We start from the raw sequence: 25,859 nt of genomic DNA, 5'->3' as shown, positions 1-25,859 counted from the left end.
CTTTTATATAGAAGGAATGGGTTTTATATGAGTGAAATAAAAGACTTAACAATAAATATGTTAGAACATAATGAGGCTATTTGGGAGCTTTATTTGGCTAACCGTGCGGACCAACAAACATTTGATTTTTATAAAGATATGAAGCCATTTGTTGATGCAGTGAAGGAGACATCTGATCAGTGGTTGGCGCTTGTTATTCCATGGGTGAATACGGCGCGCCCAACATATCTCGGGCAGGCGCAACTAGAGCAGGTAGCTGAAAATATACAAATGATTGCAGTCAGCGCGTTTAATGGAAAATCGTTTTATAAACATTTCAATGATCATTACCAATCGGTGGAGTATACGTTGAAGCGAGTTTTGGAGAAGGCGTTATGAAGTCGGTTTTCGTTTCAGGTTATAAGAATTTTGAATTGGGTATTTTTAAACGAGATGCGCCAGAAGCAATATTTATTAAAGAGGCGATAAAGCGTAGGCTGTTGGGGTTAATGGACGATGGCTTGGAGTGGGTGATTATTTCAGGGCAAATGGGCGTGGAGCTCTGGGCCGGCGAGGTGGTTGCTGAGTTGAATAAAGAGGAGTGTGCTTTGAAATTAGCAGTTTTGATGCCGTTTTTGAATCAGGAAAGTAATTGGAATGAAGGCAATCAACTTTGGTACAATGAGGTTGTTGGAGCGGCAAATTATGTAGCGGCTGTGACTAAGCGGGAGTATGAGAATCCGAGTCAGTTTCAGCTGAAGGATCAATTTGTGTTGGATCATACCGACGGAACGCTGCTTGTTTATGATACGGAGCGGGAGGGTGCGCCCAAGTTTTTTTATGAAAAGGCAAAAGTATATGCTGAAAGTGAAGATTATCCGATTTTGTTAATTGATTTTTACGAATTGCAGGAAGTTGTAGAATCGCTAAATGCTGATTTTTAAGTGTCTTTTTTAGAAAATGAAGGATTATAAATTGACAAATGAGCAGAACTTTGAAAAAATAGAGTTATGTAACGTGAGTTTAACACTAGGTGGCGTTAGCATATAGAAACTAGATATAGAGGTGAAGTTAAATGGCTTCTGAACAATTTGAATATAATTTGACTGGCAAAGAGATTTTAGAAAAAGAATTTAAAACAGGTCTTCGTGGCTACAACCCGGAAGATGTCGATGAATTTCTAGATAAAGTGATTAATGATTATAGTACTTTTTCACAAGAAATTGAAGCTTTGCAACAAGAAAATCTGCGCCTTCGTTCGGAATTAGAGGATGCGCCAAAAGCGGTGGTAGCACCGAGTTTTCAACAAAATTCACAACCTGCTGGTACAACAAATTTTGATATCCTAAAACGCTTGAGCAACTTAGAAAAACATGTTTTTGGAAATAAGCTAGACGACAATCAATAAACGTGTTAGAATAATTGAGATAGCGTTTGGGTAATTGCTGTTTTCCCTATGAAAACAGAGGAAAGTCCATGCTCGCACGGTGCTGAAATTGCCCGTAGTGATCGTGCCTGGTCAAACAATAAGCCAGGGCATTCCGTTTAGCGGTTTGACGGCAGGTGACGCACCTAAGTCTTCGGATATGGTGTTCGAACCTTGAAAGTGCCACAGTGACGAAGTTTCATCAGAAATGGTGGAAGTGGAACGAGGTAAACCCCACGAGCGAGAAACCCAAATATTGGTAGGGGCACTTTTCCTGAGGAATAACAACGAGGGACGAGGTACATAGCTTCACCGTTATGTGCAGATAGATGATTACCACTTTTGTGTGACCCTGTAATCACAGAAGTACAGAACATGGCTTACAAAACGCTATTATCAGGATGAATTAAAAAAATGAGGGCTGTTTCAAAGTCGGACGTATGGTCGATTTCTTAGGTTTAAGAGATGCCATAACTTAGTACACTGTGTGTGACTAGGAGCGTGTGCCTTTGGAGCAGCTCTTTTTTAGATTTTATAAGGTGAGGATGGCGATTATGAGGGAATTTGAATTAGTGGCAACAGCTGCGGCTGGACTCGAGGCGATTGTGGCAAAAGAGGTTCGCAGACTAGGCTATGAGTGTGAAGTAGATAACGGAAAGGTTTATTTTAAAGGGGACGAAATGGCAATTGCGAAGGCAAACTTATGGCTTCGTGTGGCTGATCGTGTGAAAATTGTTGTGGGGCGCTTTAAGGCAACAACGTTTGATGAGTTATTTGAACATACAAAGGCGTTACCCTGGGAGGATTTATTGCCCCTTGATGCGAACTTTCCTGTTGCTGGAAAATCAGTGAAGTCAACGCTTTTAGTGTGCCGAATTGCCAAGCTATCACGAAAAAAGCGATTGTGAGTCGTTTGAGTGAGAAGTATCGTAGGCAGGGACGCTTGATGGAATCAGGGGCACTTTTTAAGCTCGAGGTCTCTATTTTGAAGGACGAGGTTACGATCACGTTGGATACGAGTGGTGCTGGATTACATAAACGCGGATATCGTGTTGGTCAAGGTGGTGCTCCGCTGAAGGAAACGATGGCTGCGGCCCTGGTTTTACTTACGAGTTGGCATCCAGATCGCCCGTTTTATGATCCGGTTTGTGGTTCTGGGACAATTCCGATTGAGGCGGCTTGGATTGGACGGAATATCGCACCTGGTTTGCGTCGTGACTTTGTCTGTGAGACTTGGGATTGGATGTCTGCGAATATTTGGAAAGAGGCTCGTTCGGAAGCTGAAGCTGCGGCGAATTATGAGCAGCCGCTTGATATAGTGGGTACGGATATTGATCATCGCATGATTGAAATTTCGAAGCAGAACGCTCTTAAAGCTGGGCTTGAAGATGTGATCGAATTTAAGCAAATGCAAGTAGCTGATTTTACGACGGAAAAAGAGTATGGGGTTATCGTTGCCAATCCGCCTTATGGCGAGCGTTTAGAGGACGAAGGGTCAGTTCGAGAATTGTATCGTGAAATGCGTGCAGTGTATCGAGATATGCCCACTTGGTCTGTCTATGTGTTGACAAGTTATGAAATGTTTGAGGAGGTTTACGCGAAACGAGCAACGAAGAAACGTAAACTATATAATGGTTATTTACGGACGGATTTGTATCAATATTGGGGACCAAGACCGCCACGTAGAAATTAAAGAAAGTGGGGAATCAGAATGTCGGAGAGTTTACAAGAACTAGAACAGGAATTTTTGGATTATGTGAAAAAAATTAGTGCGTTTGAAGAGGCGCTTAGCTTAGTTTATTGGGATCTTCGGACTGGTGCACCTGAAAAAGGGGCAACACAACGTTCGGAAGTGATTGGGACGCTGAGTGGCGAAATTTTCAAAATGAAGGTTTCGGAGGAAATGGCGGCTTTTATTGCGGGCCTTTGGATAGAAAGAGCGAATTTATCTGATGTTACATGTCGCTCTTTGGAAGCGTGCAAGAAGGAATATGATTTAAATAAGAAGATTCCAGCGAATGAATATGAGGCGTATACGAGATTAGTAGCGCAGGCAGAAACGGTGTGGACGGCAGCACGTGAAACGAATGATTATGAGTTATTTAAGCCGTACTTGGAGAAGATTATTGCAAGTAAGCGCCACTTTGTAGAATACTGGGGTTATCAGGATAATCCTTATGACACGTTGCTGGATCAATATGAGCCAGGTATGACAGTTGCTGTTTTGGATGAGGTTTTTGCCAAACTAAGGAACTCGATTTTGACGCTGCGTAAAAAGGTAGCAACTGCAAGCTATCAACCGGACGGAACACTACTTCATAAAAAAGTATCGAGAGCTAAACAAAAAGAGTTTAGCGAACGTATTTTAGCTAAAATGGGGTTTGATTTTGAGGCGGGCCGTTTGGATGATACAGTGCATCCGTTTGCGACAGGCCTTAATATTGGTGATGTACGTATTACAACGCGTTATGATGAAGCGAATTTCAAAATGGCTATTTTTGGAATTATTCACGAAGGCGGACATGCAATTTACGAACAGAATATTAGTCCCGACTTGGTTGGAACACCGCTTGCAAATGGTGCTTCGATGGGTATTCATGAATCACAATCACTATTTTATGAAATTATTTTAGGCTCGAGTTTTGAATTTTGGCAGAGTAATTATAAGGACTTTCAAGAGATTACGGCACCGGAATTTGATGACATTTCTGTGCAGGAGTTTTATCGTGCAGTAAATCTTTCAGAAAGTTCGTTGATTCGGATTGAGGCGGATACGCTGACTTACCCGCTCCATATTATGATTCGTTACGAGTTGGAGAAGGCGATTATGAATGGAGAAATTGGTGTCGATGAATTACGCGATGCTTGGAATGATAAATATGAGGCGTATCTTGGTGTTCGCCCAAAAACGGATGCGGATGGTATTTTACAAGATATTCACTGGTCTGGTGGCGATTTTGGTTATTTCCCGTCATATGCGCTAGGTTATATGTATGCAGCACAATTGTTTGCGACGCTCTCAAAAGATATTCCAAACATTTCGGAAATTCTTTCTAGTGATGATTATTCTCCAATTCGCGAGTGGTTGACGGAGCATGTGCATCAGTACGGAATGCTTAAGAAACCGTTAGAGATCCTAGAGGAGACGACAGGTGAGGGATTAAATCCAGATTATTTAATTCAACTACTAAATGACCGCTACGAATTCATTTATAAATTGAATGAGGCGTGATGGCGTTTTCATTGAAAAACAAGGTTGACCCGTAATTTGTTGAAAGCTATAATAATGGAATAACTAGATTATATTGCGGTCTTGTACCGCGGAAAACCACTTATATAAAAGCTGTGATATGGACAGCAAGTTTCTACCCGGTTACCGTAAATGACCGGACTATGAGTGAGAGTAACGTTTTATATTGAGTGGTTAATTATACCGCTTTTTTACGTCTACTTCTCATTATTAGTATGAGTAGTGGGCGTTTTTCGTTCCCGCGCTCTTTAAATTCAGAGAGGGGTCATCAAGCTGTGAAATTGTTAGAAGAACACATCAAAAATCGAGGTACTGTTTTGCCTGGTAACGTATTGAAAGTCGATTCTTTCTTGAATCATCAAATCGATCCTATTTTAATGCAGGCTGTTGGAAAAGAATTTGCAGACCGGTTTAAAAATATGGGAATCACAAAAATAGTAACAATTGAGTCCTCCGGTATTGCACCCGCTGTTTTTGCTGGGCTAGAATTAGGTGTTCCGGTTGTTTTTGCAAGGAAGAAAAAGTCATTAACGTTAACGGAAAATTTATATACGAGCAGTGTGTATTCATTTACGAAGCAAGAGACAAACGATATTTCAATTTCAAAAAATTTCTTAGGCAATTCGGATAAAATTCTACTTATTGATGATTTCTTAGCGAATGGGCAGGCGGTCTTAGGCTTGCTAGAAGTGGCAGAACAGTCAGAAGCTAAGGTTTTAGGTATTGGTATTGTGATTGAAAAGTCTTTTCAACAAGGGCGGGCATTGCTTGAAAAAACGGGTTATCCAATCTATTCATTAGCACGGATTGCTTCTCTGGAAAATGAACAAATTCGTTTTGTGGAGGGGGAATAAGAGATGTTTGGTAATGGGAGAATTGCAGCACTTGGTTTTCAACATGTATTAGCGATGTATGCTGGGGCAGTTATTGTACCGCTTCTGATTGGTGGTGCGCTTGGGTTTACAAGTGCACAGATGACATATTTAGTTTCCATTGATATTTTTATGTGTGGGATTGCGACTTTATTGCAATTGACGATGAATCGCTTTTTTGGAATTGGATTGCCAGTTGTTTTAGGGTGTGCGGTTCAGGCAATTGCACCGATTATTTTGATTGGTGAGCAGTATGGAGTTGGGGCGATTTATGGCTCAATTATTGTATCCGGAATTTTTGTTGTTCTAATTGCACCATTCTTTTCGATGGTTGTGAGATTCTTCCCACCTGTTGTGACGGGCTCAGTTGTCACCATTATTGGCTTGACATTGATTCCGGTAGCGATTAATAATTTAGCTGGTGGTCAAGGATCTGCGGATTTTGGTTCGCTTTACAATTTAGGATTAGGTTTTGGGACGTTGCTCGTGATTATTTTAGTATATCGTTTTGGTCGTGGCTTTAGTAAGGCAATTGCAGTTTTGATTGGGCTCGTTGCGGGGTCTGTTTTTGCGGCAATTTATCGTGGTATTTCAGTACAGCCAGTTGTAGATGCGCCGATGTTTCATGTGCCTACGCCATTTTATTTCGGTATGCCGACATTCAATTGGGCGGCCATTTTGACGATGATTTTGATTGCATTAGTCAGTATGGTGGAATCAACGGGCGTTTATTTCGCGCTTTCGGATATTACAAAACGTAAGCTAGAGAAATCGGATTTAACAAAAGGATATCGTGCAGAGGGGCTGGCTATTGTTTTAGGCGGGATTTTCAATACGTTTCCGTACACAGCTTATTCTCAAAATGTTGGTTTAGTACAGTTATCTGGCATTAAGACGCGCAAGGTGATTTACGTAACAGCCGGGATTTTAATCGTGCTTGGTTTATTGCCAAAAGTAGGCGCGGTCACGACAATTATTCCGACGCCAGTTCTCGGTGGGGCAATGGTTGCCATGTTTGGAATGGTTGTGGCGCAGGGGATTAAGATGCTTGGCAAAGTTAACTTCACATCACAGGAAAACTTACTAATTATTGCTTGTTCTGTAGGTGTTGGTCTCGGTGTGACGGTTGTTCCAGATCTTTTCAAAGTGTTGCCAGATTTTATTCAATTGTTTACAAGTAATGGGATTGTGGCTGGTAGTATTACAGCGATTGTACTAAATATTATCTTTAACATGATTCCGCATCGCAACGAAAAAGAAGCTGGGGAGCCGGCGCGTATTGATGTGTAGCGTTCGTTTATGGCTGATTTCTATGGTATAATGAGGGTTACATAGAAACCTAGGAGGAGCGAAGATGACGAATCAAAAAGATAATTTATTAGTCGTGGATGGCATGGCCTTACTATTCCGTGCTTTTTTCGCAACAGCAGTTTCAAAACAGTTCATGGTGAATCAACACGGTGTGCCGACAAATGGTGTGCAAGGTTTTATGAAACATCTTTTTGCAGCTATCGGTCAAAATAATCCGACACATACGCTTATTTGTTGGGACATGGGTTCGCAGACGTTTCGGAATGAGCTATACAGTGGGTATAAGGCGGAGCGTAAAGCGCCACCGGAAGAGTTAATTCCGCAATTTGATTTAGTAAAAGAAGTAGCGGCTTCTTTTGGCTTTATTAATGTTGGTGTTCCGGGATTTGAAGCAGATGATTGTATTGGCACGGTAACGGTGAAAATGGCTGGGACGGGTATTGACACGACCGTCCTAAGTGGTGACAAAGATTTATTGCAATTGATTGCTCCGACGAATGATGTATGGATTTTGCAAAAAGGATACGGGAATTATAAGCAATATAATGAAGCAGTTTTTGTCGAGGAGTGGGGTATTACGCCAGCGCAGTTTATTGATGTGAAGGCATTGATGGGTGATACGAGCGACGGTTATCCAGGTGTTCGCGGTATTGGTGAAAAGACTGCGCTAAAGCTTATTCAGCAATATGAGACGATTGATGGCATTTTGTTGCATATGGAGGAACTAAAACCAGGCCAGCAAGCAAAACTAAAGGAAGACTTGGAGATATTGCGTTTGTCAAGGCAATTAGCAGAAATTCACACAAGCGTGCCATTGGATTTTGATATTGCACAATGTGTTTACCGAGGAATACTACCAGAAGCAATGGACGTCGTGGAGCAGTACGGTTTGAAATCACTGAGAAGAGATATCATGCTATAAAAAAACAAGCAGGTTGTTGTGCTGTAAGAAGCAACGGTCTGCTTGTTTTTCTTTTCCTAGGCAAGAAAAAAATTAGTTTTTTTTGTGCTTATGGATAGCTTGACGTGCTAGGTCATCCGCTTTTTTATTAGAGGCACTGGGAATCCATTGGATGAAGAATAAATCAAGAGGTTCGATGAAATGAAGGATGGCATCCAAATGGGATTGAAATAGCGGGTTTTTGACATAACGTTTTTCGATGGCATCCACCGCAACTTTGGAATCGGAGTAGAGACGAATGAAACTAGGATTGTAAGGAATCGCTTTTGCAAGTGCTGTTTTGATAGCAATAAATTCTGCTTCGTGATTGCTCAAAATACCAAGTGGGATGCTTATTTGTTCATGGATTCCGTCAGCTGTAATGACAATGCCGATGCCACTTGGTCCTGGGTTACCAGCACTGGCACCATCTGCATAAATTTCCAAAGTAGGAACCTCCTTGCACATTATATTTATAACATAAATAATGGGTCTTGGGCCATAAGCCAAATAAATCGGCGGTCAGCGCTTGCAATCAAGGGATTCAGCAGACTTCCGGTTCTTCTACGCAGACGCTTCGCATGAAAAGAGTTACAGTCGCAATATACATGAGAGCAAAGCGAACAAGTAATTCTTTCTTAAATCCCTTGAATACAAGCGCTTTCGCTCGATTTGTGTCAGACAAGATTTACGTGTTACCTAGAAAAAGGGAATTGTGATATCTTACTTATTTTGTGCTGAAATATGTTTTGTCTCGGCCTCAGTCCTTATACTTTTTCGACATTTGTAGCTTGTGGGCCGCGGTTTCCTTCTACGATTTCGAAAGTGACGTTTTGTCCTTCATCGAGTGTTTTGTAGCCGTCTCCTTGAATGGCAGTGAAATGAATGAATATATCCTCGCCATTTTCTAACTCTAGGAAACCGTAACCTTTTTCATTGCTAAACCATTTTACTTTCCCATTTTGCATTGAACAAACTCCTCCTAAGTGCGGTCAAATGGCTAGTAATAGAAACTAGGTAGACCTTTTTTCATACGGCAAGGTGTGTCGACAAGCAAGTATGATACGTTAATCATAAACCTGAGGCTAGTATTCCGTCAAGTTGTTTTTGAAGCGATTACATTGTTTCGTTTTTTTTCAGGATTTTGAACCCTTGGAGAGGCGATTTTGGCAGGGTGTGTTAGAATGAAGGGGTGAAAGAAATCAAGGTTGGAGGAAAATACAAATGCCAACACCAAGCATGGAAGACTATATCGAGAAAATCTATTCATTGATTGAAAATAAAGGTTATGCTCGAGTATCAGATATCGCGGAGGAGCTTTTAGTGCATCCGTCTTCTGTTACAAAAATGGTTCAGAAACTAGATAAGGATGAATATCTGGTGTATGAGAAATATCGTGGCTTAATTTTAACGCCAAAGGGGAAAACGATTGGGAAACGATTGCTGGAACGACACGCGTTGCTTGAGAATTTTCTTGGTATTATTGGTGTGGAAGAAGCGCGCATTTACGAAGATGTGGAAGGGATTGAGCATCATTTAAGCTGGAATTCAATTAACCGAATTGGCGATGTTGTCCAATTTTTTGAAGAAAACCCCGATGCTCTTGCGAAACTCCAGGGAATGCAGCATGTATCACGATATCCAGAAGATTAATTTGTAAAAAGATTTCCTGTCAGTGCTAACGGCTTTTTACGCGCAATTGTAGAAGGCTCATGACTAGTACGAAAGCCGGTTTATTTCCGGTGCAACAAAAAGAAAGCCGTTACATTGTGTGCTGACGAAGGTTAATGCTTTAGCCAAAGATGAGTATTTGTCGGTGTGCAACGCTGTCAGGGATTTTTTAATAGTTACATATTGAGAGGGGAATTTAAATGGCAAACAAAGTAAAGTCTGACATTGAAATCGCATCAGTAGCAGAAATCAAACCAATCACAGAGGTTGCAGAGGCAATTGGATTAAGTGTAGAAGAATTGGAGTTGTTCGGTAAGTATAAGGCGAAGCTGAGCTATGATACAATCCACTCACTCGTGAACAAAGAAGATGGAAAATTGATACTGGTGACAGCGATCAATCCAACACCAGCTGGCGAAGGTAAATCGACGGTAACGGTTGGACTTGGGGACGCTCTCGCGAAAAAGAAAAAAACAATGATTGCGCTTCGTGAACCATCGCTTGGCCCAACAATGGGTATTAAAGGTGGCGCGACTGGTGGCGGTTATGCACAAGTTATACCAATGGAGGATATAAACCTTCATTTTACAGGCGATTTTCATGCGATTACGGCAGCGAATAATGCATTGTCAGCGTTTATCGATAATCATATGCAACAAGGAAATGAGTTAGGAATTGATCAACGTCGTATTGTTTGGAAGCGTGTTGTTGATTTGAATGATCGTGCTTTAAGAAAGGTGATTGTCGGACTTGGTGGTCCAGTTCAAGGTGTGCCACGTGAAGATGGCTTTGATATTACGGTTGCCTCTGAAATTATGGCAATTATTTGTTTGGCGAGCGATTTGAAAGATCTGAAACGTCGATTGAGTGAGATTGTCATTGGCTATAATTATGATCGCGAGCCTGTTACGGTTGGTGAAATGGGTTATGAGGGCGCGTTGACACTGCTCTTGAAGGAAGCGCTTAAACCCAATTTGGTACAGACTCTTGAGCATACACCTGCAATTGTGCACGGTGGTCCTTTTGCGAATATTGCGCACGGTTGTAATAGTATTTCAGCGACAAAAACAGCTCTTAAATTAGCGGATTATGTCGTGACGGAAGCTGGTTTTGGTGCAGATCTTGGTGCTGAGAAATTCCTTGATATTAAGGTGCCTGCACTTGATAAAGCACCAGATTGTGTTGTTATTGTAGCAACGATTCGCGCACTTAAAATGCATGGTGGCGTGGCGAAAACGGATCTTGGAGCCGAAAACGTAGAGGCGCTCGTAAAAGGTTTTGCGAATTTACAAAAGCATGTGGACACGGTGACGCAATTCGGACTTCCTTATGTGATTGCGATTAATAAATTTATTACCGATTCTGATGCAGAAGTGGCGCAATTAGAGGCGCTCTGTAAAGAACATGACATCCCGTTCTCCTTAACAGAAGTTTGGGAAAAAGGCGGAGCTGGTGGTGCTGAGTTGGCAGATAAAGTAATTGCGGCAGTTGAAACTGGTAAAGCAAATTATACGCGGATGTACGATGATGCAGATTCAATTGAAGAGAAATTAGAAGCCATCGTTACAAAAGTATACGGCGGTCTCGGTGTGGAGCTTTCGAGCAAAGCATTGAAGCAAATCACGGAATTCAAAAAGTATGGCTGGGATCGTTATCCGATTTGTATGGCAAAAACGCAATACTCGCTTACGGATGATCCAACGATGCTTGGTCGTCCAACCGATTTCGTGATTCATATTCGCGAGTTCATTCCGAAACTTGGAGCAGGCTTTATCGTTGCTTTGACGGGGGATGTAATGACGATGCCAGGATTGCCGAAAAAACCAGCGGCACTAAATATGGATGTGGATGAAAAAGGAAACGCAATGGGGTTATTCTAAAGTTTATATGTGAGATGAGCTGGGAATCTGAATATAGATTTCCCAGCTTTTTTGTTGGTTGATTACTTGCGCAAACTTCGCTAAAATAGAGAAGACAGACACGGAATGGATGGGAAAAAATGAAACAATTAAAAGTAGAAAATTTGACAAAAACTTATGGCGAAAAAAGCCTTTTTGAAAATGTAACGTTTGCGATTACGGAAGGGGAACGCATCGGGGTTATTGGTGTGAACGGGACTGGAAAATCGACACTGCTTTCAATTATTGCTGGTATGGAAGAAGGCGATAAGGGCGAAATTACGAAAGCGAAAGATTATACGATTGGTTTCTTAGCGCAAGATCCTGTTTTAATGGATGAGCACACGGTTTTGGAGGAAGTTTTCCAAGGAGATACGCGGGCGCTTCAAGCGGTTCGAAAATATGAGCAGGTTTTGCTTGAAATGGCTATTAATCCCGACGATACGTTGCTTCATGACCGTTTTACTAGGGCACAGCATGAGATGGATGCAACGAATGCATGGGATGTGAATACGGATGCGAAGACGATTTTGGATCGATTGGGGATTACGGACTTAACAGCAAAAGTTGGTTCTTTGTCTGGTGGGCAACGCAAGCGTGTGGGTCTCGCAAAAGTAATGATTGAGACGCCAGATTTGCTGATTTTGGATGAACCTACCAACCATCTTGATTTTACATCGATTCGCTTTTTAGAGGACTATTTGAATCGGTTCCGTGGTGCGGTTTTGCTTGTGACGCATGACCGGTACTTCTTAGACCGGGTGACGAATCATATGCTAGAAATTGATCGTGGAATGGCGTATCGCTACGTCGGAAATTATGAGAAATTTATGGAGTCCAAAGCGATTAGGATGGAAAATGAAATGCGTGAAGGGGAGAAGAATCGTAATTTGTATCGTAAGGAGCTTGCTTGGATGCGCCGTGGTGCGAAAGCTCGTTCTACAAAACAAAAAGCGCGTCAAGATCGATTCGCAGACCTTGAGGGAAAAGTGAAATCGAAAACGGATGATACAGAGTTACAGCTTGATTTTGCGACGTCAAGACTTGGCAAACAAGTATTTACACTTGAAAATGTGGATAAGCGTTTTGCACAGAAGCATGTTTTGCAGGATTTCAGTTTGATTATTCAACCCGGAGAGCGCATCGGTATTACTGGGAATAACGGTACAGGAAAATCAACATTGCTCAATATGTTGGCTGGTCGCTTGGCACCTGATGTTGGTGAAATTTCGACGGGGCAGACGGTTCGAATTGGTTACTATACACAGCAAAATGAGGAAATGGACTCAGATCAGCGGATGATTGCTTATTTGCAAGAGGCAAGTGAAGTCGTGAAAACATCTGATGGTGAAGTGATTTCTGTTTCTAATATGTTGGAACGCTTCTTATTTCCACCTGTAACACATGGCAAGAAAATCGGAAGTCTATCTGGTGGCGAAAAGCGTCGTTTGTTCTTATTGAAAATTTTGATGGAGCGGCCGAATGTATTGTTGCTGGATGAACCGACGAATGATTTGGATACACAGACATTGACGGTGTTAGAAGATTATTTGGAGACGTTTAATGGAACGGTGATTACGGTTAGTCATGACCGTTACTTCTTAGATAAGATTGCGAAGAAACTGCTCGTGTTCACTGGAATCGGCCAAATTGAGACGTATTTGGGTGAATATAGTGATTTCTTAGCGGAATATGAATCGCGAAAAGGAAAAACAAAAATGTTTGCGGTGGAGCCGGAGAAGGAAGTTATAGTGGAGAAGCCAAAAGAGAAAGTGAAGCACACATTTGAAGAAAAGCGTGAGTGGGCAGAGATTGAAGGGGTGATTGAGGCGCAGGAAGCTAAAATCACGGCAATCAGTTCCGATTTGGAACATGTAGGTGCGGATTTTACGAGGGCGAATGAGTTGAATAGCGCACTTTTGGAGGCAGAAAGTGAGTTGGAACGCTTGATGGAACGCTGGGAGTATTTATCGCAGTTTGCTGATTAACTTAGAAATGGGGTTATGATTGATGAAGCAATATCTAGATTTAGAAAAGTTTGTGTTGGAAAACGGTACGCACAAGGGTGATAGGACGGGAACGGGAACAATCAGTACATTCGGTTACCAAATGCGCTATGATTTGGCAGAGGGTTTCCCAATTATGACGACTAAGCGCGTTCCTTTTAAATTAGTTGTCAGTGAATTGCTTTGGTTTTTGCACGGTGATACGAATATTCGTTACCTTTTAGAGCACAATAATAATATTTGGAATGAATGGGCTTTTGAACGTTGGATAAAAAGTTCTGAGTACACTGGTCCGGATATGACTGATTTCGGTTTGCGAGCAGAATCAGATATAGCGTTTCAAGCAGTTTATCTAGAAGAAATGGCACGTTTTAAGGAACGAATTTTGAAGGATGATGATTTTGCCACGCAGTACGGAGAACTTGGGAATATTTATGGAAAGCAGTGGCGGGAATGGAGGACATCAACTGGTGAAACAATTGATCAGTTAGCAGACTTGATTGAAATGATTAAAACAAACCCGAATTCTAGACGTCTGATTGTTTCGGCTTGGAATCCTGAGGATGTGCCGAGTATGGCATTACCGCCGTGCCATACATTGTTTCAGTTTTATGTAGCGGACGGGAAATTAAGCTGTCAGTTGTATCAGCGGAGTGCGGATATTTTTTTTAGGAGTGCCATTTAATATTGCTTCTTACGCGCTCTTGACGCATTTGATAGCGCGAGAAACGGGGCTGGATGTTGGTGAATTTGTGCATACAATGGGAGATGCGCACCTATATAATAATCATATCGAACAAGTGAAGGAGCAACTGGCGCGAGAGCCAAGAGCTTTGCCAAGGCTTGTTTTATCGGAAAAACCGGCTTCCATTTTTGATTTTGATGTGGCGGATGTGACGCTTGAAGGATATAATCCGCACCCAGCGATAAAAGCACCGATTTCGGTTTGAGGAGGGCGACGATGTTAACATTTATTTGGGCACAGGATAGGGATGGCTATATCGGTAAGGATAATACGATGCCTTGGCGTTTACCTGCTGATTTGCAACATTTTAAAAAAGAGACGGACGGACAAACGATTGTGATGGGGCGAAAAACATATGAATCAATCGGAAAAGCTTTGCCTAATCGCGAAAATATCATTTTGACGCGCAATCCGAACTACGTTTTACCGGACGCAAAAGTGGTTCATTCGAAAGAAGAGATATTAGAATTGGCTACGGAGAAATCTGTTTTCATTACTGGTGGTGCCGAAATTTATCAGTTGTTTCTAGATGATGCAGATGTTTTAATAGTAACACATGTGGAGGCCGAATGTGGTGGAGATACACGGTTTCCTGCTATTGATTGGAAAAAATGGAAACTGATTAAGCGCGAAGACGGCGTTCGAGATGCTAAAAATGATCTTGACTTTTGGTACGGTTGGTATGAAAAAGAAGCGAAATAATCAGGGGGAGCAAATGAATCAGACACAAGCGATGATTTCTAGGTTTCACGTATTGGGCTATTTTCTAGTAACATTATTGTTTGCAGGTGCTGGTTTAATACTAGGAGCTAGTGATGTGCAGGATAGCATTGTTGTATCATTAGTTTTATTTGCTAAATTCATTTTGCTTAGCTTTATTATTGGTCTAATTGGAATATGGCGTACGAAGGAACTATCGACGCGTCTCTTTTTTCTCTGGCTAATTGTAATTCCTGTCGCGTATGTCTTCTTTTTAATAATGGTGATGGTAACAAGAGTTCATTAATTGAACTCTTGTTTATTTCGGCTAAGAGGTTTGTAATTGTTGTCCGAAATGAATAATTACAAATAGCCACGTGCATGATAAATTATAAGAATATACCGAAAAAGAGTTTGTGACAAAACTCCAGACGAGATAAAAAATCGCTCTACCCACTTTTTGGGTAAGACGTATATCTTGCTTCACACAAATCGAGCGAAAGCGTTTGTATTCGAGGGATTTAAGAAAGGATTACTTGTTCGCTTTGCTCTCATGTATATTGGGACTGTAACTCATTTCATTTCGAGCAGTCCCAACAATGCGAGCGCTTGAGAGCCGATTTATCTGGACTATGTCCCAGACCCATTTGAAAAGAGGGTGACTGTTAACAATGTTTTTCAAAAATGCGAAATGGCGAGCTAGTGGTACGGTTTTAGTTTTATTATGGTTTTGTTGGTTATTATCGTTTTTAGATCGGATGGTCATCACGGTAGCTTTACCTTACATAGCAGAAGATTTTGAGTTGACTTCTACGCATCAAGGATTGATTATTAGTACCTTTTTCATGGGGTATGCGCTGTTTCAAATTCCAGGGGGAATGCTGGCTGATCGTTTTGGCTTCCGGAAAATGACAAGTATTGCGGTTGGATTTTGGTCGCTGTTTACGATGCTAACAGGAGTTGTTTTTTATTATCCTTTATTTTTAGGAGTACGTTTTTTCTTTGGGATAGGAGAGGCACCACTTCCTGGATCTTCTTATAAAGCAATTGCGACGTATTATCCGAAACGGCTTCGTGGACGTATGACAAGTATTCAATCAACGGTGAATACGCTTGGACCGGCTTTTGCGAGTGTTCTGGCAGCATATTTTATTAGTATTTTTGGTTGGCGGCATCTGTTTATTTTTCTAGCAATTCCAGGTTTTGTGATTGCGTTCTTATTTTATCGATTGGTTCGTGATAAGCCACAAGATAATCCACGGATGAGTTCTGAGGCACTGCAGGAGCTGAAAGAAGATGAACCAGCTACTAACGTCACTAAGCCTAAAGCAAAGATGTCGGCGATTTTTAAAAACAGTTTAGTCTGGAAAGCGGGGCTTGTTTGGTTTTTCTTTGATTTGACTTTCTGGGGCTTTACTTCTTGGTTACCATCTTATTTGATGAATGAACGTGACTTGAGTTTACAGGCGACAGGCTTTTACAATGCTTTACCATATTTGGTAGGTACGGTGGCGATGCTGTGCGGTGGGGCAATGTCGGATCGATTTAAAGAGCAACGTCGGTTTATCTTTGCATTTTCGATTTTGATTGCAGCGATTTCTTTATTTTTTATCATTAAAGTGCCATCTGTTGAAATAGCGCTCTTACTACAATGTGTCACGGCATGGTTTTTATTTTTATCACAAGGTATTTTTTTGGGGGATTGTTGTTGATATTTTGCCGACAGATCAGATGGCAACGGGCTCTTCTGTTGTGAACTGTCTTGGCTCGATTGCAGGAATTGTTTCACCGATTTTGATTGGAAGATTGCTTGATCTCTCAGGTGGTTCCTATGCGACAACGTTTATTTATTTGGCAGTTTGTCTAGTTTTGGCAGGATTGATTGTACCAACATTGAAAATCCAGAAAACAATATAAAAATGGCGTTAAATCAAGATAGGAGACCTTGATTTAACGCCATTTTTCTTTTTAGGCTTCTACTAATTTTTGATCTTCTTGTTTTAGTTCGCCTGTCGCTTTACTTGTGACAATTCCGGCAACCATACTGTCGCTCACGTTAAGCGCTGTGCGCCCCATATCAATCAATGGCTCGATGGAAATCAAAACACCAGCAAGTGCTATTGGTAAATTCAATGTAGAAAGTACAATAATCGCGGCAAATGTAGCACCACCACCAACACCAGCAACCCCGAATGAACTGATTGCAACTACGAGTATAACAGTTAAAATAAATTTCCAAGAGAATGGGTCAATTCCAGCTGCTGGGGCAATCATAATTGCAAGCATTGCCGGATAAATTCCAGCACAGCCGTTTTGCCCAATCGATAAACCGAATGATGCTGCGAAATTAGCAATACCGTTAGGCACACCAAGTTTTTTCTGTGTTTCGATGTTTAGTGGGAGTGCACCAGCACTCGTTCTAGATGTAAAGGCGAGTGTCAAGACGGGCATTGATTTTTTAATGTACGTCACTGGACTTGTTCCAGTGAAACTAACGATAATGAGATGAATAATAAACATTGCGATAAGGGCTACATAAGACGCAATCACAAAGTTTCCTAGTTTTAGAATCGCGGATGTGTCACTTAGAGCAACAGTACTTGTCATAATCGCAAAAACTCCATAAGGTGTTAAGCGAAGAATCAGCTTCACAATACGCAAGATAATCGCATAAATCGCATCGACACCTTTTGCAAAAATAGCTGCCTCATCGGGTTGTTTACGCTGCACGCCAAGGAAAGCTGCTCCGATGAATGCTGCAAAAATAACTACAGCGACAGTAGAAGTTGCGCGCGCTCCAGTGAAATCAAGGAAGGGATTAGCTGGCAAGAGTTCCACGATTTTTTGTGGGAATGATAAATCGCTAATTCCAGCGAACTTATCTTGTAGCTCCGTTGCACGTGCTGCTTCTGTTGCTCCTTGTGAAATATTACTTGCATCAAGATGGAATAAAAGTGCCACTCCGATGCCGATAAAAGCCGCAATAGCGGCTGTGATGACAAGTGTTCCAATAATCCACATGCCAACTTTCGCGATGTTAGCTTTCAATTGTAATCGTGTAAAAGCCGTGACGATAGAGATGAAAATTAGTGGAATGGCAACCATTTGAAGCAGTTTCACATAACCACTTCCAATGATTCCTAGCCAATCCGTCGTTTGTTTCGTAACATCAGACGCCGCCCCGTAAATAAATTGTAAGACAAAACCAGCAACAATACCGATGCCGAGTGCTAATAATACTCGTTTTGAAAAAGAAACATGACGCTTTGCGAGCCAGCCAAACATAAAGATAATGATGGCAGCTACGACTAGGTTAATAATTAAAAATGCTGTATCCATGTAAAAATTCCTCCCTTACCATTTAAATCTAGAAATTATGATATTTTATAATTCCGATAAGATTTGTTGGTATTAGATTACATGGAAAAAAAGAGTTTGTCAAGAATGAAAAGCTGAAGAAGCCCGTTAGGCTCGACAGAAATTGTTAGGGGGCGCAGTGAAAACCCTCTTTTGGTTTTTGCGGAGGCCACGAAATTTCCGAGAGACTGGCATCAGAAGCTGGATCAGATGAAAAGCTGAAGAAGCCCGTTAGGCTCGACAGAAATTGTTAGGGGGCGCAGTAAAAAGCTGTTCTTGCTTTTTATGGAGGGTGTGAAGTTTTCGAGGAGTTGGCTAAGAGGAAGGCAGTTTCATTGCATTCAACTGCATATTGAGATTCTAAATCAGCATACTACGCTTCTTAAGAACCACAACAAAGCTGGATCCGGAGGCACATCATGTGATGCTGTATAAGGATTACATGCTCACTCCGTTCTCCTGCATATTGAGGTTCTAAATCGGCAAGGTATGCCTAATAAGAACCTCAACAATTCTTTCTAAGAATGCTTCATAAGAGTATCAGCAACTTTTTCTTGCTCTTCTAAAATTGATGCTTGGGCTGCGGCAATTCGAGCAATTGGAATCCGATAGGGTGAACAAGAAATATACTGCAATCCTAAACGGTGGAAGAATTGAATGGAAGCGGGGTCTCCTCCGTGTTCTCCGCAGACGCCCATTTTAAGTGAGGGGTTTGTCATCCGACCTCGTTGTACGGCTGTTGTCACCAATGTACCAACGCCTTTTTGATCAATTGATTGGAAAGGGTCTATCTGTAAAATCTTTTGCTCCTGATACGCATATAGGAATTTATTCGCGTCATCTCGGGAAAAACCAAATGTCAATTGTGTTAGGTCATTTGTACCAAAACTGAAAAATTGAGCTTCTTCTGCGATTTCGTCTGCGGTAGCGCAAGCGCGAGGAATTTCAATCATGGTTCCAATATCAAACGGCAATACCAGCTGTTCTTTTCGGAAAATCGCTTGAATTGCCTCTTTCAATTGATTTTTAATGATAGTGATTTCTTCTTTGCTAGAAACGAGCGGTACCATAATCTCAGGATACACAGCAATCCCTTCATCATGAACTTGAATGGCACTCTCTATAATTGCTTCTGCCTGCATGATATAGATTTCTGGGAAAGTAATGGCTAATCTGCAGCCTCGATGTCCAAGCATAGGATTGGTTTCTGCCAACTCATGCACACGTTGCTTGATTTCTACTGAGGATTTTCCAATTTCTTGCGCTAATTTCTCAATATCCCAATCTGTTTTTGGTAAAAATTCATGTAAAGGTGGGTCTAATAAGCGAATATTAACAGACTTCCCATCTGCTGCGCGGAAAATTTCTACAAAATCTGCTTTTTGCACCGTTTTTAAATGGGCAAGGGCAGCCATTCGTTCATCCTTTGTCTCGGCTATAATCATTTCGCGAACGTTCAGAATCCGATCTTCTTGGAAAAACATATGCTCGGTACGGCAAAGTCCAACGCCTTCTGCTCCAAAATGTAGACCAACTTCTAAGTCCTCTGGCGAATCAGCATTCACCCGAACAACCAGTTTCTTAGTTTCATTTACCCAGCTCATTAGCTCTTCAAAATGTCCGCCGATTTCTGTCTCAACGAGCGGGATTTCCCCGAGATAAATATTTCCTGTAGAGCCGTTGAGCGAGAGAAAATCGCCTTCTGTCAAAGTGGCCGTTGTACTCCGCATCTCTTTTTTCTTGTCATCAATCGTAATCGAATCACAGCCAGCCACGCAGCATTTTCCCATTCCGCGAGCAACAACTGCCGCATGTGAAGTCATACCACCGTGCGCTGTTAAAATGGCAACGCTTTTCGCCATACCTTCAATGTCTTCTGGCGAAGTCTCATTGCGAACCAACACGACTTTTTCTCCGCGCTCAGCAGCTTTTACAGCATCTTCCGCATTAAAATAAATTTGGCCGGTTGCTGCACCTGGCGAAGCTGGGAGGCCGGTGGCAAGTGATTTCGCATTAGCAAGACTCATTTCATCAAAAGAAGGATGGAGCAATTGGTCAATTTGAGCTGCATCAATACGCATGATCGCCTCTTCTTTTGTTAATTTTCCTTCGTGTACAAGATCCACTGCAATATTAATCGCAGCTTGTGCCGTCCGCTTACCATTTCGTGTCTGTAATACAAAAAGTTCGCCTTTTTCTATCGTAAATTCGATATCTTGCATGTCTAAATAGTGTAGTTCGAGTAGGGTGGCTACATCAAGCAATTGTTTGTAAACCTCGGGCATTGTATTTTCTAAGTGTGAAATCGGTTCTGGCGTTCGGATTCCAGCAACGACATCTTCACCTTGCGCGTTCAACAAATATTCCCCGAAGAAGAGATTTTCACCCGTCGAAGGATTACGTGTAAACGCAATGCCAGTTCCGCTCGTGTCGCCAGTATTCCCAAATACCATTGATTGGATATTGACAGCGGTTCCAAGTTGGTTATCAATCCGGTGGAGGCGGCGATACACAACAGCGCGAGGATTTTCCCACGAATCAAAAACAGCGGTAATAGACAAGCGCAACTGCTCGAAAGGATTTTGTGGGAAATCACGGCCGGAAGCACTGACATAAATTGCTTTATACGTCATAATTAAATCTTTTAAGTCCGATGCAGTTAGTTCTGTATCAAGCGTATAATTTTTGCTTTCTTTCAAATCAGTAAGCGCTTGCTCAAAACGGTAACTGGGAATTTGAAACACAACATCACCGAACATCTGGATGAAACGCCGATAGCAATCATAGCTAGAGCGCGCATCATCGGTAACCCGCTCAAGGCCTATCACAGACTGATCGTTGAGTCCTAGATTAAGAATGGTATCCATCATCCCAGGCATCGAAAAAGGTGCGCCAGAACGAACGGAGATAAGGAGGGGATTCATAGCATCGCCAAATTTTTTTCCCGTCTCTTCTTCTAAAATTTGTAGATGTGTCATCATTTCAGTATAGATATCATCCGATAAGTATTGATGGTGCTCATTGTAGTCTTTACAAGCTTCTGTTGTAATCGTGAATCCTGGGGGTACAGGTAGGCCAATATTCGTCATTTCTGCTAAATTAGCACCTTTTCCACCTAATAAGTACTTCATTTCCTTCGAACCTTCATTAAAATGATACACAAATTTTCTCAAAATAGTCACCTCTAACATTAGATTTTTAGTTCACTTCACTTTTTCAATGATGAGGGCGGCGGTTTCTTCGATTGCTTTGTCTTCCACTTGAATAACGCGACATCCGAGCTGTTTAAAAATCTGATAGCCGTAGTCAAGTTCTTCTAAAATCCGATTTTCACTAGAATAATTGCTCGTTTCATCCAAACCAATGGATTTTAATCGAACTTTACGAATTGCTGAGAGCTTTTCTGGACTATTCGTTAAACCGATAATCCGATTTCTCGGTATTTGCGTGAGTTCTGCAGGGATTGGAACCTCCGGAACGAGCGGAACGTTGGCAACTTTATAATTTTGATTAGCGAGATAGCTACTGAGTGGTGTTTTGCTTGTACGAGAAATCCCGATGAGTACGATATCTGCCTCTAATAAGCCACGTGGATCTTTGCAATCATCGTATTTGACCGCGAATTCAATGGCCGCGATTCGGTCAAAATAATGTTGGTCGAGCCTGCGCATGTTTCCGGGATCTTCTTTTGATTGCTGCCTAGTTTTTTGCTCGATAGCGGCGGTTAGGTTTGAGACAAGGTCAATACACGATAAGTTGTGTAGTGTGCAAAATTCACTAGAAAGCTTAGCTAATTTTTTTTGAACTAATGTTTGGACGATAATAGCATCAGCTTTTTTTGCTTCATCCAAAATTTCAAGTAAAGCATCTTCGTCTCGGACAAAAGCGTGACGGCGAATGTCAGCGCCACCTTCTAATGTGAATTGAGCAGTAGCAGCCCGAATAAGATGTTGTGCGGTTTCTCCGATTGCGTCTGAAATAACATAAATGATGACAGTAGACTTCATTTTTACCTCCAAATTATTCATTTTTAAATGTATCTACAAAAAGTTGAACAAGTCGCGTTTTTGACACCTTACCAATCGCTTTTTCTGCGTCCATAACAGGCAATGAGTCAATCTGGTGAATCACGAGTTGTTGTGCGGCATAAAGCGCTGTGTCGTTTTTAGTAACAGTTAAAATATTAGGCATACGTGTCATAATTGTCGCAATTGGTGTAGCCTTTTTATCAGTATCGGCAAGCGCGCCTTTTAACAAGTCTTTGCGTGAGACGATACCAATCAAAGCCGATGATTCAATAACATATAAACTTCCAGTATCCTCTAAAAAAAAGTGTTACTATCGCATCGTGAATCGAGGTTTCTTTCGTTACAAAAACTGGTGTTGTCATGATTGCTTCGACTTGCAATTGGCGAATATCTTCATAAATGGTAGGATTTAAATCGAGTCCTGAATAAAAATATCCGACTTTTGGACGGGCATCTAAAATACCAGTCATTGTTAGAATCGATAAATCGGCACGAATTGTAGCACGGGTTAATTCCAAAGAGCGTGCGATTTGATCTCCAGTTGCGGGTTCATGCTCTTTTACAAATTCAATGATAGCTAGTTGTCTTGCTGAGAGTTTTATTTGGCTCACCTCATTTCGATATAGGATATGCTGTTTATTATATAGTATGGCATAATTAAATGCAAATGATTAATATGTCATACTATATAAAGATATATTCCCTATTTTTGCACTATCCACATAGCTACGTTATAATTATCACAAGGTGAGAGGAGGAGAAGTTTACTGTGCCAAAGAAAGTAACTTGGCTAGAACTATTTTTTGATTTATTATTTGTTGGTGCGATTGCGTCCGTAACGCATGTGTTGTTACACATAGAGGACGGTGTAATCCATGGCACTATCTTTTGGAAGTTTGTTTTAATGTTTGTGCCGTTATGGTGGGCATGGGTAGGTCAGACGTTATTTATCAACCGTTATGGAAATGATTTGTTACCCCAACGACTGCTTATTGGCTTGGAAATCATGTTTGTACTATTGATGATTTCGAGCTTTAATATTCAGTTTGATGAAACATATATCACATTTTTCATTGGATATATTGGTTTGCGGATGATTACGGCAATTCAGTATCTGTTTGCGGCAAAGAAAGAAAAAGCAGCGCGCAAAAACGTGGCGCTTTTCCTGGGTAAATATTTTTGGATTGGTATTTTTGTGTCATCATTGTCATTATTCTTTGATGGTGATTGGCGGTATATTATGCTTTACGCAGGTATTTTACTAGATATTCTAGTACCGCTTCTAGGACGAAAAAAATTGCGGCAAGTCCCGATACATACGGAGCATCTTTTGGAACGTTTTGGCTTATTCACCATTATTTTGCTGGGCGAATCTATCGTATCGATTATTTCTGTACTGTCGACGGAAGTTATGGATGCGGGGGTTATTTTTTATGCGGCGTGCGCCATCGTTCTTGTGTTACTCATCTGGTGGCAGTATTTTGATAACTTAGAGAAAAAATTGGATAAGGAGCAGCTTACTGCAGGGCAGTTGATTATTTACGGACACTTATTTATCTTCCTGTCCCTATCAACAACTGCGGCGGGTATTAAAATGCTCGTTTTACCAGACATATCTTATCATTTTGTTGTTTTCTTCTTGTTTAGCTCAGTTTTAGTGTATCTTCTTGCTTTTTCGGGGACTTTTCATTTATATCGGGTTCCAGAAGAGCGGCTTGCATGGATACATTTAGCTTTATTCCTTGGCCTGCTTGCCGGATTGTTCTTTCTTGTCTGGTTTGTCACTATCCCTGCTGTATTTGTACTAGTGGCTTTATGTATATTTTTCTTTGTTTTTGGAATGATGACATCTAAATAAGCGATTTAAAATGAAATTCCATTAAATCCTAGTATTTGCGAGTTGGCATTGCTACAATGAAACAAAATAGCTAGCAAAAAAGGCATCCAAATTTAAGGGTACCTTTTCCTAATCTATACATAAATCAAAATACAAAAATACATAAACCCAGTTCCCGCAATAACAAATAGATGCCAAATTGCGTGCATGTAAGGAATTCTTGGAATGCTATAAAAAACGGCGCCAACGGTGAACATGATACCACCGGTTACAAGTAGCCAAAACCCAGTTGGTTCCAGCGATAGGTAGAGTGGTTTGATAGCAATCATAACAAGCCATCCCATCAGCAAATAAAAGAGTGTTGAGATAAGTTTCCATTTTCCGAGCAGGAAGCATTTATAGATAATCCCAGCTATGGCGAGTCCCCAGATGATTCCGAAGAGCGTCCACCCAAGTGAACCTTGTAGTGTTATCAATACGAGTGGAGTGTATGAGCCAGCTATCAAAACGTAGATGGCCACATGATCTAAAATATTAAATAATTGTTTAGCTTTTCCTGGTTTAAAGCTATGCAACATTGTCGAACAGAAATAGAGTAACATCAAGGAGATGCCATAAATTAAAAAACTGACCAAATAAACCGGGTTATCTCGTTGTACTGCGAAGATAATAAGCATCACGAGTGCTGGGATACTAAGTAAAAATCCGATTCCGTGAGTTACAGCATTTGCGATTTCCTCTTTCCAATTATATGCTTCGTGCATATTTATCACCAAACTTTTCTGAAAAATTCAATTTTCAATTCTTACTTTCATAATACGCTTTTTACAGGGAAATAGAAAGCAAAAAAGCGCGCTAAAATTGAAGATAATGTAAAGCATGTCAAAATACCGTTATAAGGTACAACTTCCGCTGGATATTTAGCTATTAGAATAGTACTATTGTGATTTTCTTGCTATAATAGAAAAAAAGAAAATCTAGAATTGGATGTGGAAATAATGACAAAAATTAAAATTGTGACTGATTCAACTGCAGGATTAACGCCCGAAGAAGTGGCGAAATATAACATTCATATTCTACCGTTAACCGTTGAAATTGACGGGAAAAATTACGATGCAACAGAGCTAGAACCAACTGATTTCATGGCGAAAATGGCAGCTGCAAAGCAACTTCCAAAATCATCGCAACCAGCAATTGGGAATATTGTAGCTTTATTTGAGGAATTAACCGCAGACGGTAGTGAAGTGCTAGCGATTCATTTGACGGAAAAATTAAGTGGTACAGTATTGACTGCACAACAAGCAGCTGATATGGTACCAGGAAAAGTAACGGTTATTGATTCTGATTACATTGCACGCGCCTTGGCTTTCCAAGTGATTGAGGCGGCGAAAATGGCACAAAAGGAATCGAACACAGTAGAAGACATTTTAACGAAAATCTCATCTATTCGTGCGAAAACCAAGCTCTATATTTGTGTTGTTACGCTTGAAAACCTTATTAAAGGTGGGCGTGTTGGCAGAATGCAAGGGATTATTGGAAGCCTCTTGAATATCAAGCTGATTGCCAGATTGCAGGATGGTGCGCTAGTGGAGGAAGCTAAGATTCGTAGTAAGAAGAAAACGATGGATTATTTAGTTGATATTTTGAAAGCAGAAACGAAGAAGGTAAAGGAGCTCAACATTCAACATGCGAATGGTTTGCAAATGGCCGAAGAAATCAAAACACATGCCAAGGAAATTTTCCATCTGTCTAATGTGTTGGTTTTAAATGCTGATTCGGTCATCTCAACGCATGCTGGAAATGGTGCTTTTGCAATGATTTACTATACAGAGTAGGTTAG

General features: G+C 41.1%; 22 protein-coding genes, 1 other RNA gene, 3 pseudogenes and 1 riboswitch. Of the genes and pseudogenes, 19 read left to right on the top strand and 7 right to left on the bottom strand.

The window, feature by feature from the left end; genetic code table 11:
- Window positions 1-27 precede the first annotated feature (27 nt).
- The 9 genes and pseudogenes from PROCOU_RS03980 to PROCOU_RS03945 all read left to right on the top strand — a co-directional run bounded on the left by PROCOU_RS03980 (window position 28) and on the right by PROCOU_RS03945 (window position 7,760).
- Complete coding sequence (locus PROCOU_RS03980) at window positions 28-378, top strand: YppE family protein (RefSeq protein WP_036069805.1); 351 nt, start codon at window positions 28-30, stop codon at window positions 376-378.
- Window positions 375-923, top strand: coding sequence for an SLOG family protein (locus PROCOU_RS03975; RefSeq protein WP_036069803.1), 549 nt, complete (start codon window positions 375-377; stop codon window positions 921-923). Before PROCOU_RS03980 ends, PROCOU_RS03975 begins: the two co-directional genes overlap by 4 nt.
- Window positions 924-1,054: 131 nt before the next feature.
- Window positions 1,055-1,387, top strand: coding sequence for a cell division regulator GpsB (gene gpsB / locus PROCOU_RS03970; protein ID WP_036069801.1), 333 nt, complete (start codon window positions 1,055-1,057; stop codon window positions 1,385-1,387).
- A gap of 22 nt (window positions 1,388-1,409) precedes the next feature.
- An RNA gene (rnpB, locus tag PROCOU_RS17030) (RNase P RNA component class B) lies at window positions 1,410-1,793 on the top strand.
- Window positions 1,794-1,959: 166 nt separating this feature from the next.
- Window positions 1,960-3,098 (top strand): annotated as a pseudogene (locus tag PROCOU_RS03965) (THUMP domain-containing class I SAM-dependent RNA methyltransferase).
- An 18-nt stretch (window positions 3,099-3,116) separates the two neighbouring features.
- Entirely contained in the window at window positions 3,117-4,637 is a 1,521-nt protein-coding gene (locus PROCOU_RS03960) for a carboxypeptidase M32 (protein ID WP_036069799.1), read from the top strand.
- An 80-nt stretch (window positions 4,638-4,717) separates the two neighbouring features.
- Window positions 4,718-4,819: riboswitch (purine riboswitch) on the top strand.
- A 111-nt stretch (window positions 4,820-4,930) separates the two neighbouring features.
- On the top strand, window positions 4,931-5,509 hold the full coding sequence (locus tag PROCOU_RS03955; protein ID WP_036069798.1) for a xanthine phosphoribosyltransferase: 579 nt from the start codon (window positions 4,931-4,933) through the stop codon (window positions 5,507-5,509).
- A gap of 3 nt (window positions 5,510-5,512) precedes the next feature.
- Window positions 5,513-6,817: a nucleobase:cation symporter-2 family protein gene (locus tag PROCOU_RS03950; RefSeq protein WP_036069796.1), complete on the top strand. Its 1,305-nt coding sequence runs from the start codon at window positions 5,513-5,515 to the stop codon at window positions 6,815-6,817.
- Between the two features lie 64 nt (window positions 6,818-6,881).
- A complete protein-coding gene (locus PROCOU_RS03945; protein WP_036069795.1) occupies window positions 6,882-7,760 on the top strand; it encodes a 5'-3' exonuclease in 879 nt (292 codons plus the stop codon).
- Window positions 7,761-7,832: 72 nt separating this feature from the next.
- On the opposite strand, the gene PROCOU_RS03940 is transcribed toward PROCOU_RS03945, so the two are convergent.
- Both PROCOU_RS03940 and PROCOU_RS03935 read right to left on the bottom strand, forming a co-directional pair.
- The gene (locus tag PROCOU_RS03940) at window positions 7,833-8,225 is read right to left on the bottom strand and encodes an RNase H family protein (protein ID WP_077913315.1); all 393 of its coding nucleotides are present in this window, start codon (window positions 8,223-8,225) and stop codon (window positions 7,833-7,835) included.
- Between the two features lie 320 nt (window positions 8,226-8,545).
- Complete coding sequence (locus tag PROCOU_RS03935) at window positions 8,546-8,746, bottom strand: cold-shock protein (RefSeq protein WP_036069790.1); 201 nt, start codon at window positions 8,744-8,746, stop codon at window positions 8,546-8,548.
- Between the two features lie 256 nt (window positions 8,747-9,002).
- Between PROCOU_RS03935 and mntR the strand changes: the two genes are divergently transcribed.
- From mntR to PROCOU_RS16360, 8 genes and pseudogenes are all read left to right on the top strand, one after another.
- The gene (gene mntR / locus PROCOU_RS03930; RefSeq protein WP_036069788.1) at window positions 9,003-9,431 is read left to right on the top strand and encodes a transcriptional regulator MntR; all 429 of its coding nucleotides are present in this window, start codon (window positions 9,003-9,005) and stop codon (window positions 9,429-9,431) included.
- A gap of 218 nt (window positions 9,432-9,649) precedes the next feature.
- Entirely contained in the window at window positions 9,650-11,329 is a 1,680-nt protein-coding gene (locus tag PROCOU_RS03925) for a formate--tetrahydrofolate ligase (RefSeq protein WP_036069786.1), read from the top strand.
- Between the two features lie 119 nt (window positions 11,330-11,448).
- Window positions 11,449-13,335: an ABC-F family ATP-binding cassette domain-containing protein gene (locus PROCOU_RS03920; RefSeq protein ID WP_036069784.1), complete on the top strand. Its 1,887-nt coding sequence runs from the start codon at window positions 11,449-11,451 to the stop codon at window positions 13,333-13,335.
- A gap of 22 nt (window positions 13,336-13,357) precedes the next feature.
- A pseudogene (locus PROCOU_RS03915) lies at window positions 13,358-14,303 on the top strand (thymidylate synthase).
- Between the two features lie 11 nt (window positions 14,304-14,314).
- A complete protein-coding gene (locus PROCOU_RS03910; protein WP_036069782.1) occupies window positions 14,315-14,800 on the top strand; it encodes a dihydrofolate reductase in 486 nt (161 codons plus the stop codon).
- 13 nt (window positions 14,801-14,813) lie between these two features.
- Window positions 14,814-15,104, top strand: coding sequence for a hypothetical protein (locus PROCOU_RS03905; protein WP_036069781.1), 291 nt, complete (start codon window positions 14,814-14,816; stop codon window positions 15,102-15,104).
- A gap of 364 nt (window positions 15,105-15,468) precedes the next feature.
- On the top strand, window positions 15,469-16,509 hold the full coding sequence (locus PROCOU_RS03900) for an MFS transporter (RefSeq protein WP_051994178.1): 1,041 nt from the start codon (window positions 15,469-15,471) through the stop codon (window positions 16,507-16,509).
- Between the two features lie 4 nt (window positions 16,510-16,513).
- Window positions 16,514-16,714, top strand: coding sequence for a hypothetical protein (locus tag PROCOU_RS16360; protein WP_051994177.1), 201 nt, complete (start codon window positions 16,514-16,516; stop codon window positions 16,712-16,714).
- 51 nt (window positions 16,715-16,765) lie between these two features.
- Here the strand turns inward: PROCOU_RS16360 and PROCOU_RS03895 are convergent, their stop codons facing one another.
- From PROCOU_RS03895 to ccpN, 4 genes and pseudogenes are all read right to left on the bottom strand, one after another.
- Complete coding sequence (locus tag PROCOU_RS03895; RefSeq protein ID WP_036069780.1) at window positions 16,766-18,136, bottom strand: L-cystine transporter; 1,371 nt, start codon at window positions 18,134-18,136, stop codon at window positions 16,766-16,768.
- Window positions 18,137-18,672: 536 nt separating this feature from the next.
- Window positions 18,673-21,327 (bottom strand): pyruvate, phosphate dikinase, encoded by a 2,655-nt coding sequence (ppdK, locus tag PROCOU_RS03890; RefSeq protein WP_036069779.1) that lies wholly within the window; start codon window positions 21,325-21,327, stop codon window positions 18,673-18,675.
- Between the two features lie 30 nt (window positions 21,328-21,357).
- A complete protein-coding gene (locus PROCOU_RS03885; RefSeq protein WP_036069777.1) occupies window positions 21,358-22,161 on the bottom strand; it encodes a pyruvate, water dikinase regulatory protein in 804 nt (267 codons plus the stop codon).
- 13 nt (window positions 22,162-22,174) lie between these two features.
- A pseudogene (gene ccpN, locus PROCOU_RS03880) lies at window positions 22,175-22,793 on the bottom strand (transcriptional regulator CcpN).
- Window positions 22,794-22,951: 158 nt separating this feature from the next.
- Here ccpN and PROCOU_RS03875 point away from each other — a divergent pair.
- On the top strand, window positions 22,952-24,040 hold the full coding sequence (locus PROCOU_RS03875) for a low temperature requirement protein A (protein WP_036069775.1): 1,089 nt from the start codon (window positions 22,952-22,954) through the stop codon (window positions 24,038-24,040).
- Between the two features lie 113 nt (window positions 24,041-24,153).
- Here PROCOU_RS03875 and trhA read toward each other — a convergent pair whose 3' ends face one another.
- Window positions 24,154-24,783: a PAQR family membrane homeostasis protein TrhA gene (gene trhA / locus PROCOU_RS03870; protein ID WP_036069773.1), complete on the bottom strand. Its 630-nt coding sequence runs from the start codon at window positions 24,781-24,783 to the stop codon at window positions 24,154-24,156.
- Window positions 24,784-25,017: 234 nt separating this feature from the next.
- On the opposite strand from trhA, the gene PROCOU_RS03865 reads away from it, so the two are divergent.
- On the top strand, window positions 25,018-25,854 hold the full coding sequence (locus tag PROCOU_RS03865; RefSeq protein ID WP_036069772.1) for a DegV family protein: 837 nt from the start codon (window positions 25,018-25,020) through the stop codon (window positions 25,852-25,854).
- Window positions 25,855-25,859: the final 5 nt, after the last annotated feature.

Source organism: Listeria rocourtiae FSL F6-920, from assembly GCF_000525975.1.
Classification (GTDB): Bacteria; Bacillota; Bacilli; order Lactobacillales; family Listeriaceae; genus Listeria_A; species Listeria_A rocourtiae.
Note: the sequence above shows the minus strand (reverse complement) of the source record. Positions and strands in the feature narration are given on the sequence as shown.

Excerpts from the sequence above, each read along its gene's own strand:
- gpsB (WP_036069801.1), top strand. The coding sequence starts at position 1,055 with ATGGCTTCTGAACAATTTGAATATAATTTGACTGGCAAAGAGATTTTA.
- PROCOU_RS03905 (WP_036069781.1), top strand. The coding sequence starts at position 14,814 with ATGAATCAGACACAAGCGATGATTTCTAGGTTTCACGTATTGGGCTAT.
- trhA (WP_036069773.1), bottom strand. The coding sequence starts at position 24,783 with ATGCACGAAGCATATAATTGGAAAGAGGAAATCGCAAATGCTGTAACT.
- PROCOU_RS03895 (WP_036069780.1), bottom strand. The coding sequence starts at position 18,136 with ATGGATACAGCATTTTTAATTATTAACCTAGTCGTAGCTGCCATCATT.
- PROCOU_RS03885 (WP_036069777.1), bottom strand. The coding sequence starts at position 22,161 with ATGAAGTCTACTGTCATCATTTATGTTATTTCAGACGCAATCGGAGAA.
- PROCOU_RS03980 (WP_036069805.1), top strand. The coding sequence starts at position 28 with ATGAGTGAAATAAAAGACTTAACAATAAATATGTTAGAACATAATGAG.
- PROCOU_RS03960 (WP_036069799.1), top strand. The coding sequence starts at position 3,117 with ATGTCGGAGAGTTTACAAGAACTAGAACAGGAATTTTTGGATTATGTG.
- PROCOU_RS03900 (WP_051994178.1), top strand. The coding sequence starts at position 15,469 with ATGTTTTTCAAAAATGCGAAATGGCGAGCTAGTGGTACGGTTTTAGTT.
- PROCOU_RS03945 (WP_036069795.1), top strand. The coding sequence starts at position 6,882 with ATGACGAATCAAAAAGATAATTTATTAGTCGTGGATGGCATGGCCTTA.
- PROCOU_RS03920 (WP_036069784.1), top strand. The coding sequence starts at position 11,449 with ATGAAACAATTAAAAGTAGAAAATTTGACAAAAACTTATGGCGAAAAA.
- PROCOU_RS03910 (WP_036069782.1), top strand. The coding sequence starts at position 14,315 with ATGTTAACATTTATTTGGGCACAGGATAGGGATGGCTATATCGGTAAG.
- PROCOU_RS03935 (WP_036069790.1), bottom strand. The coding sequence starts at position 8,746 with ATGCAAAATGGGAAAGTAAAATGGTTTAGCAATGAAAAAGGTTACGGT.
- PROCOU_RS03975 (WP_036069803.1), top strand. The coding sequence starts at position 375 with ATGAAGTCGGTTTTCGTTTCAGGTTATAAGAATTTTGAATTGGGTATT.
- PROCOU_RS03865 (WP_036069772.1), top strand. The coding sequence starts at position 25,018 with ATGACAAAAATTAAAATTGTGACTGATTCAACTGCAGGATTAACGCCC.
- PROCOU_RS03925 (WP_036069786.1), top strand. The coding sequence starts at position 9,650 with ATGGCAAACAAAGTAAAGTCTGACATTGAAATCGCATCAGTAGCAGAA.
- PROCOU_RS03950 (WP_036069796.1), top strand. The coding sequence starts at position 5,513 with ATGTTTGGTAATGGGAGAATTGCAGCACTTGGTTTTCAACATGTATTA.
- mntR (WP_036069788.1), top strand. The coding sequence starts at position 9,003 with ATGCCAACACCAAGCATGGAAGACTATATCGAGAAAATCTATTCATTG.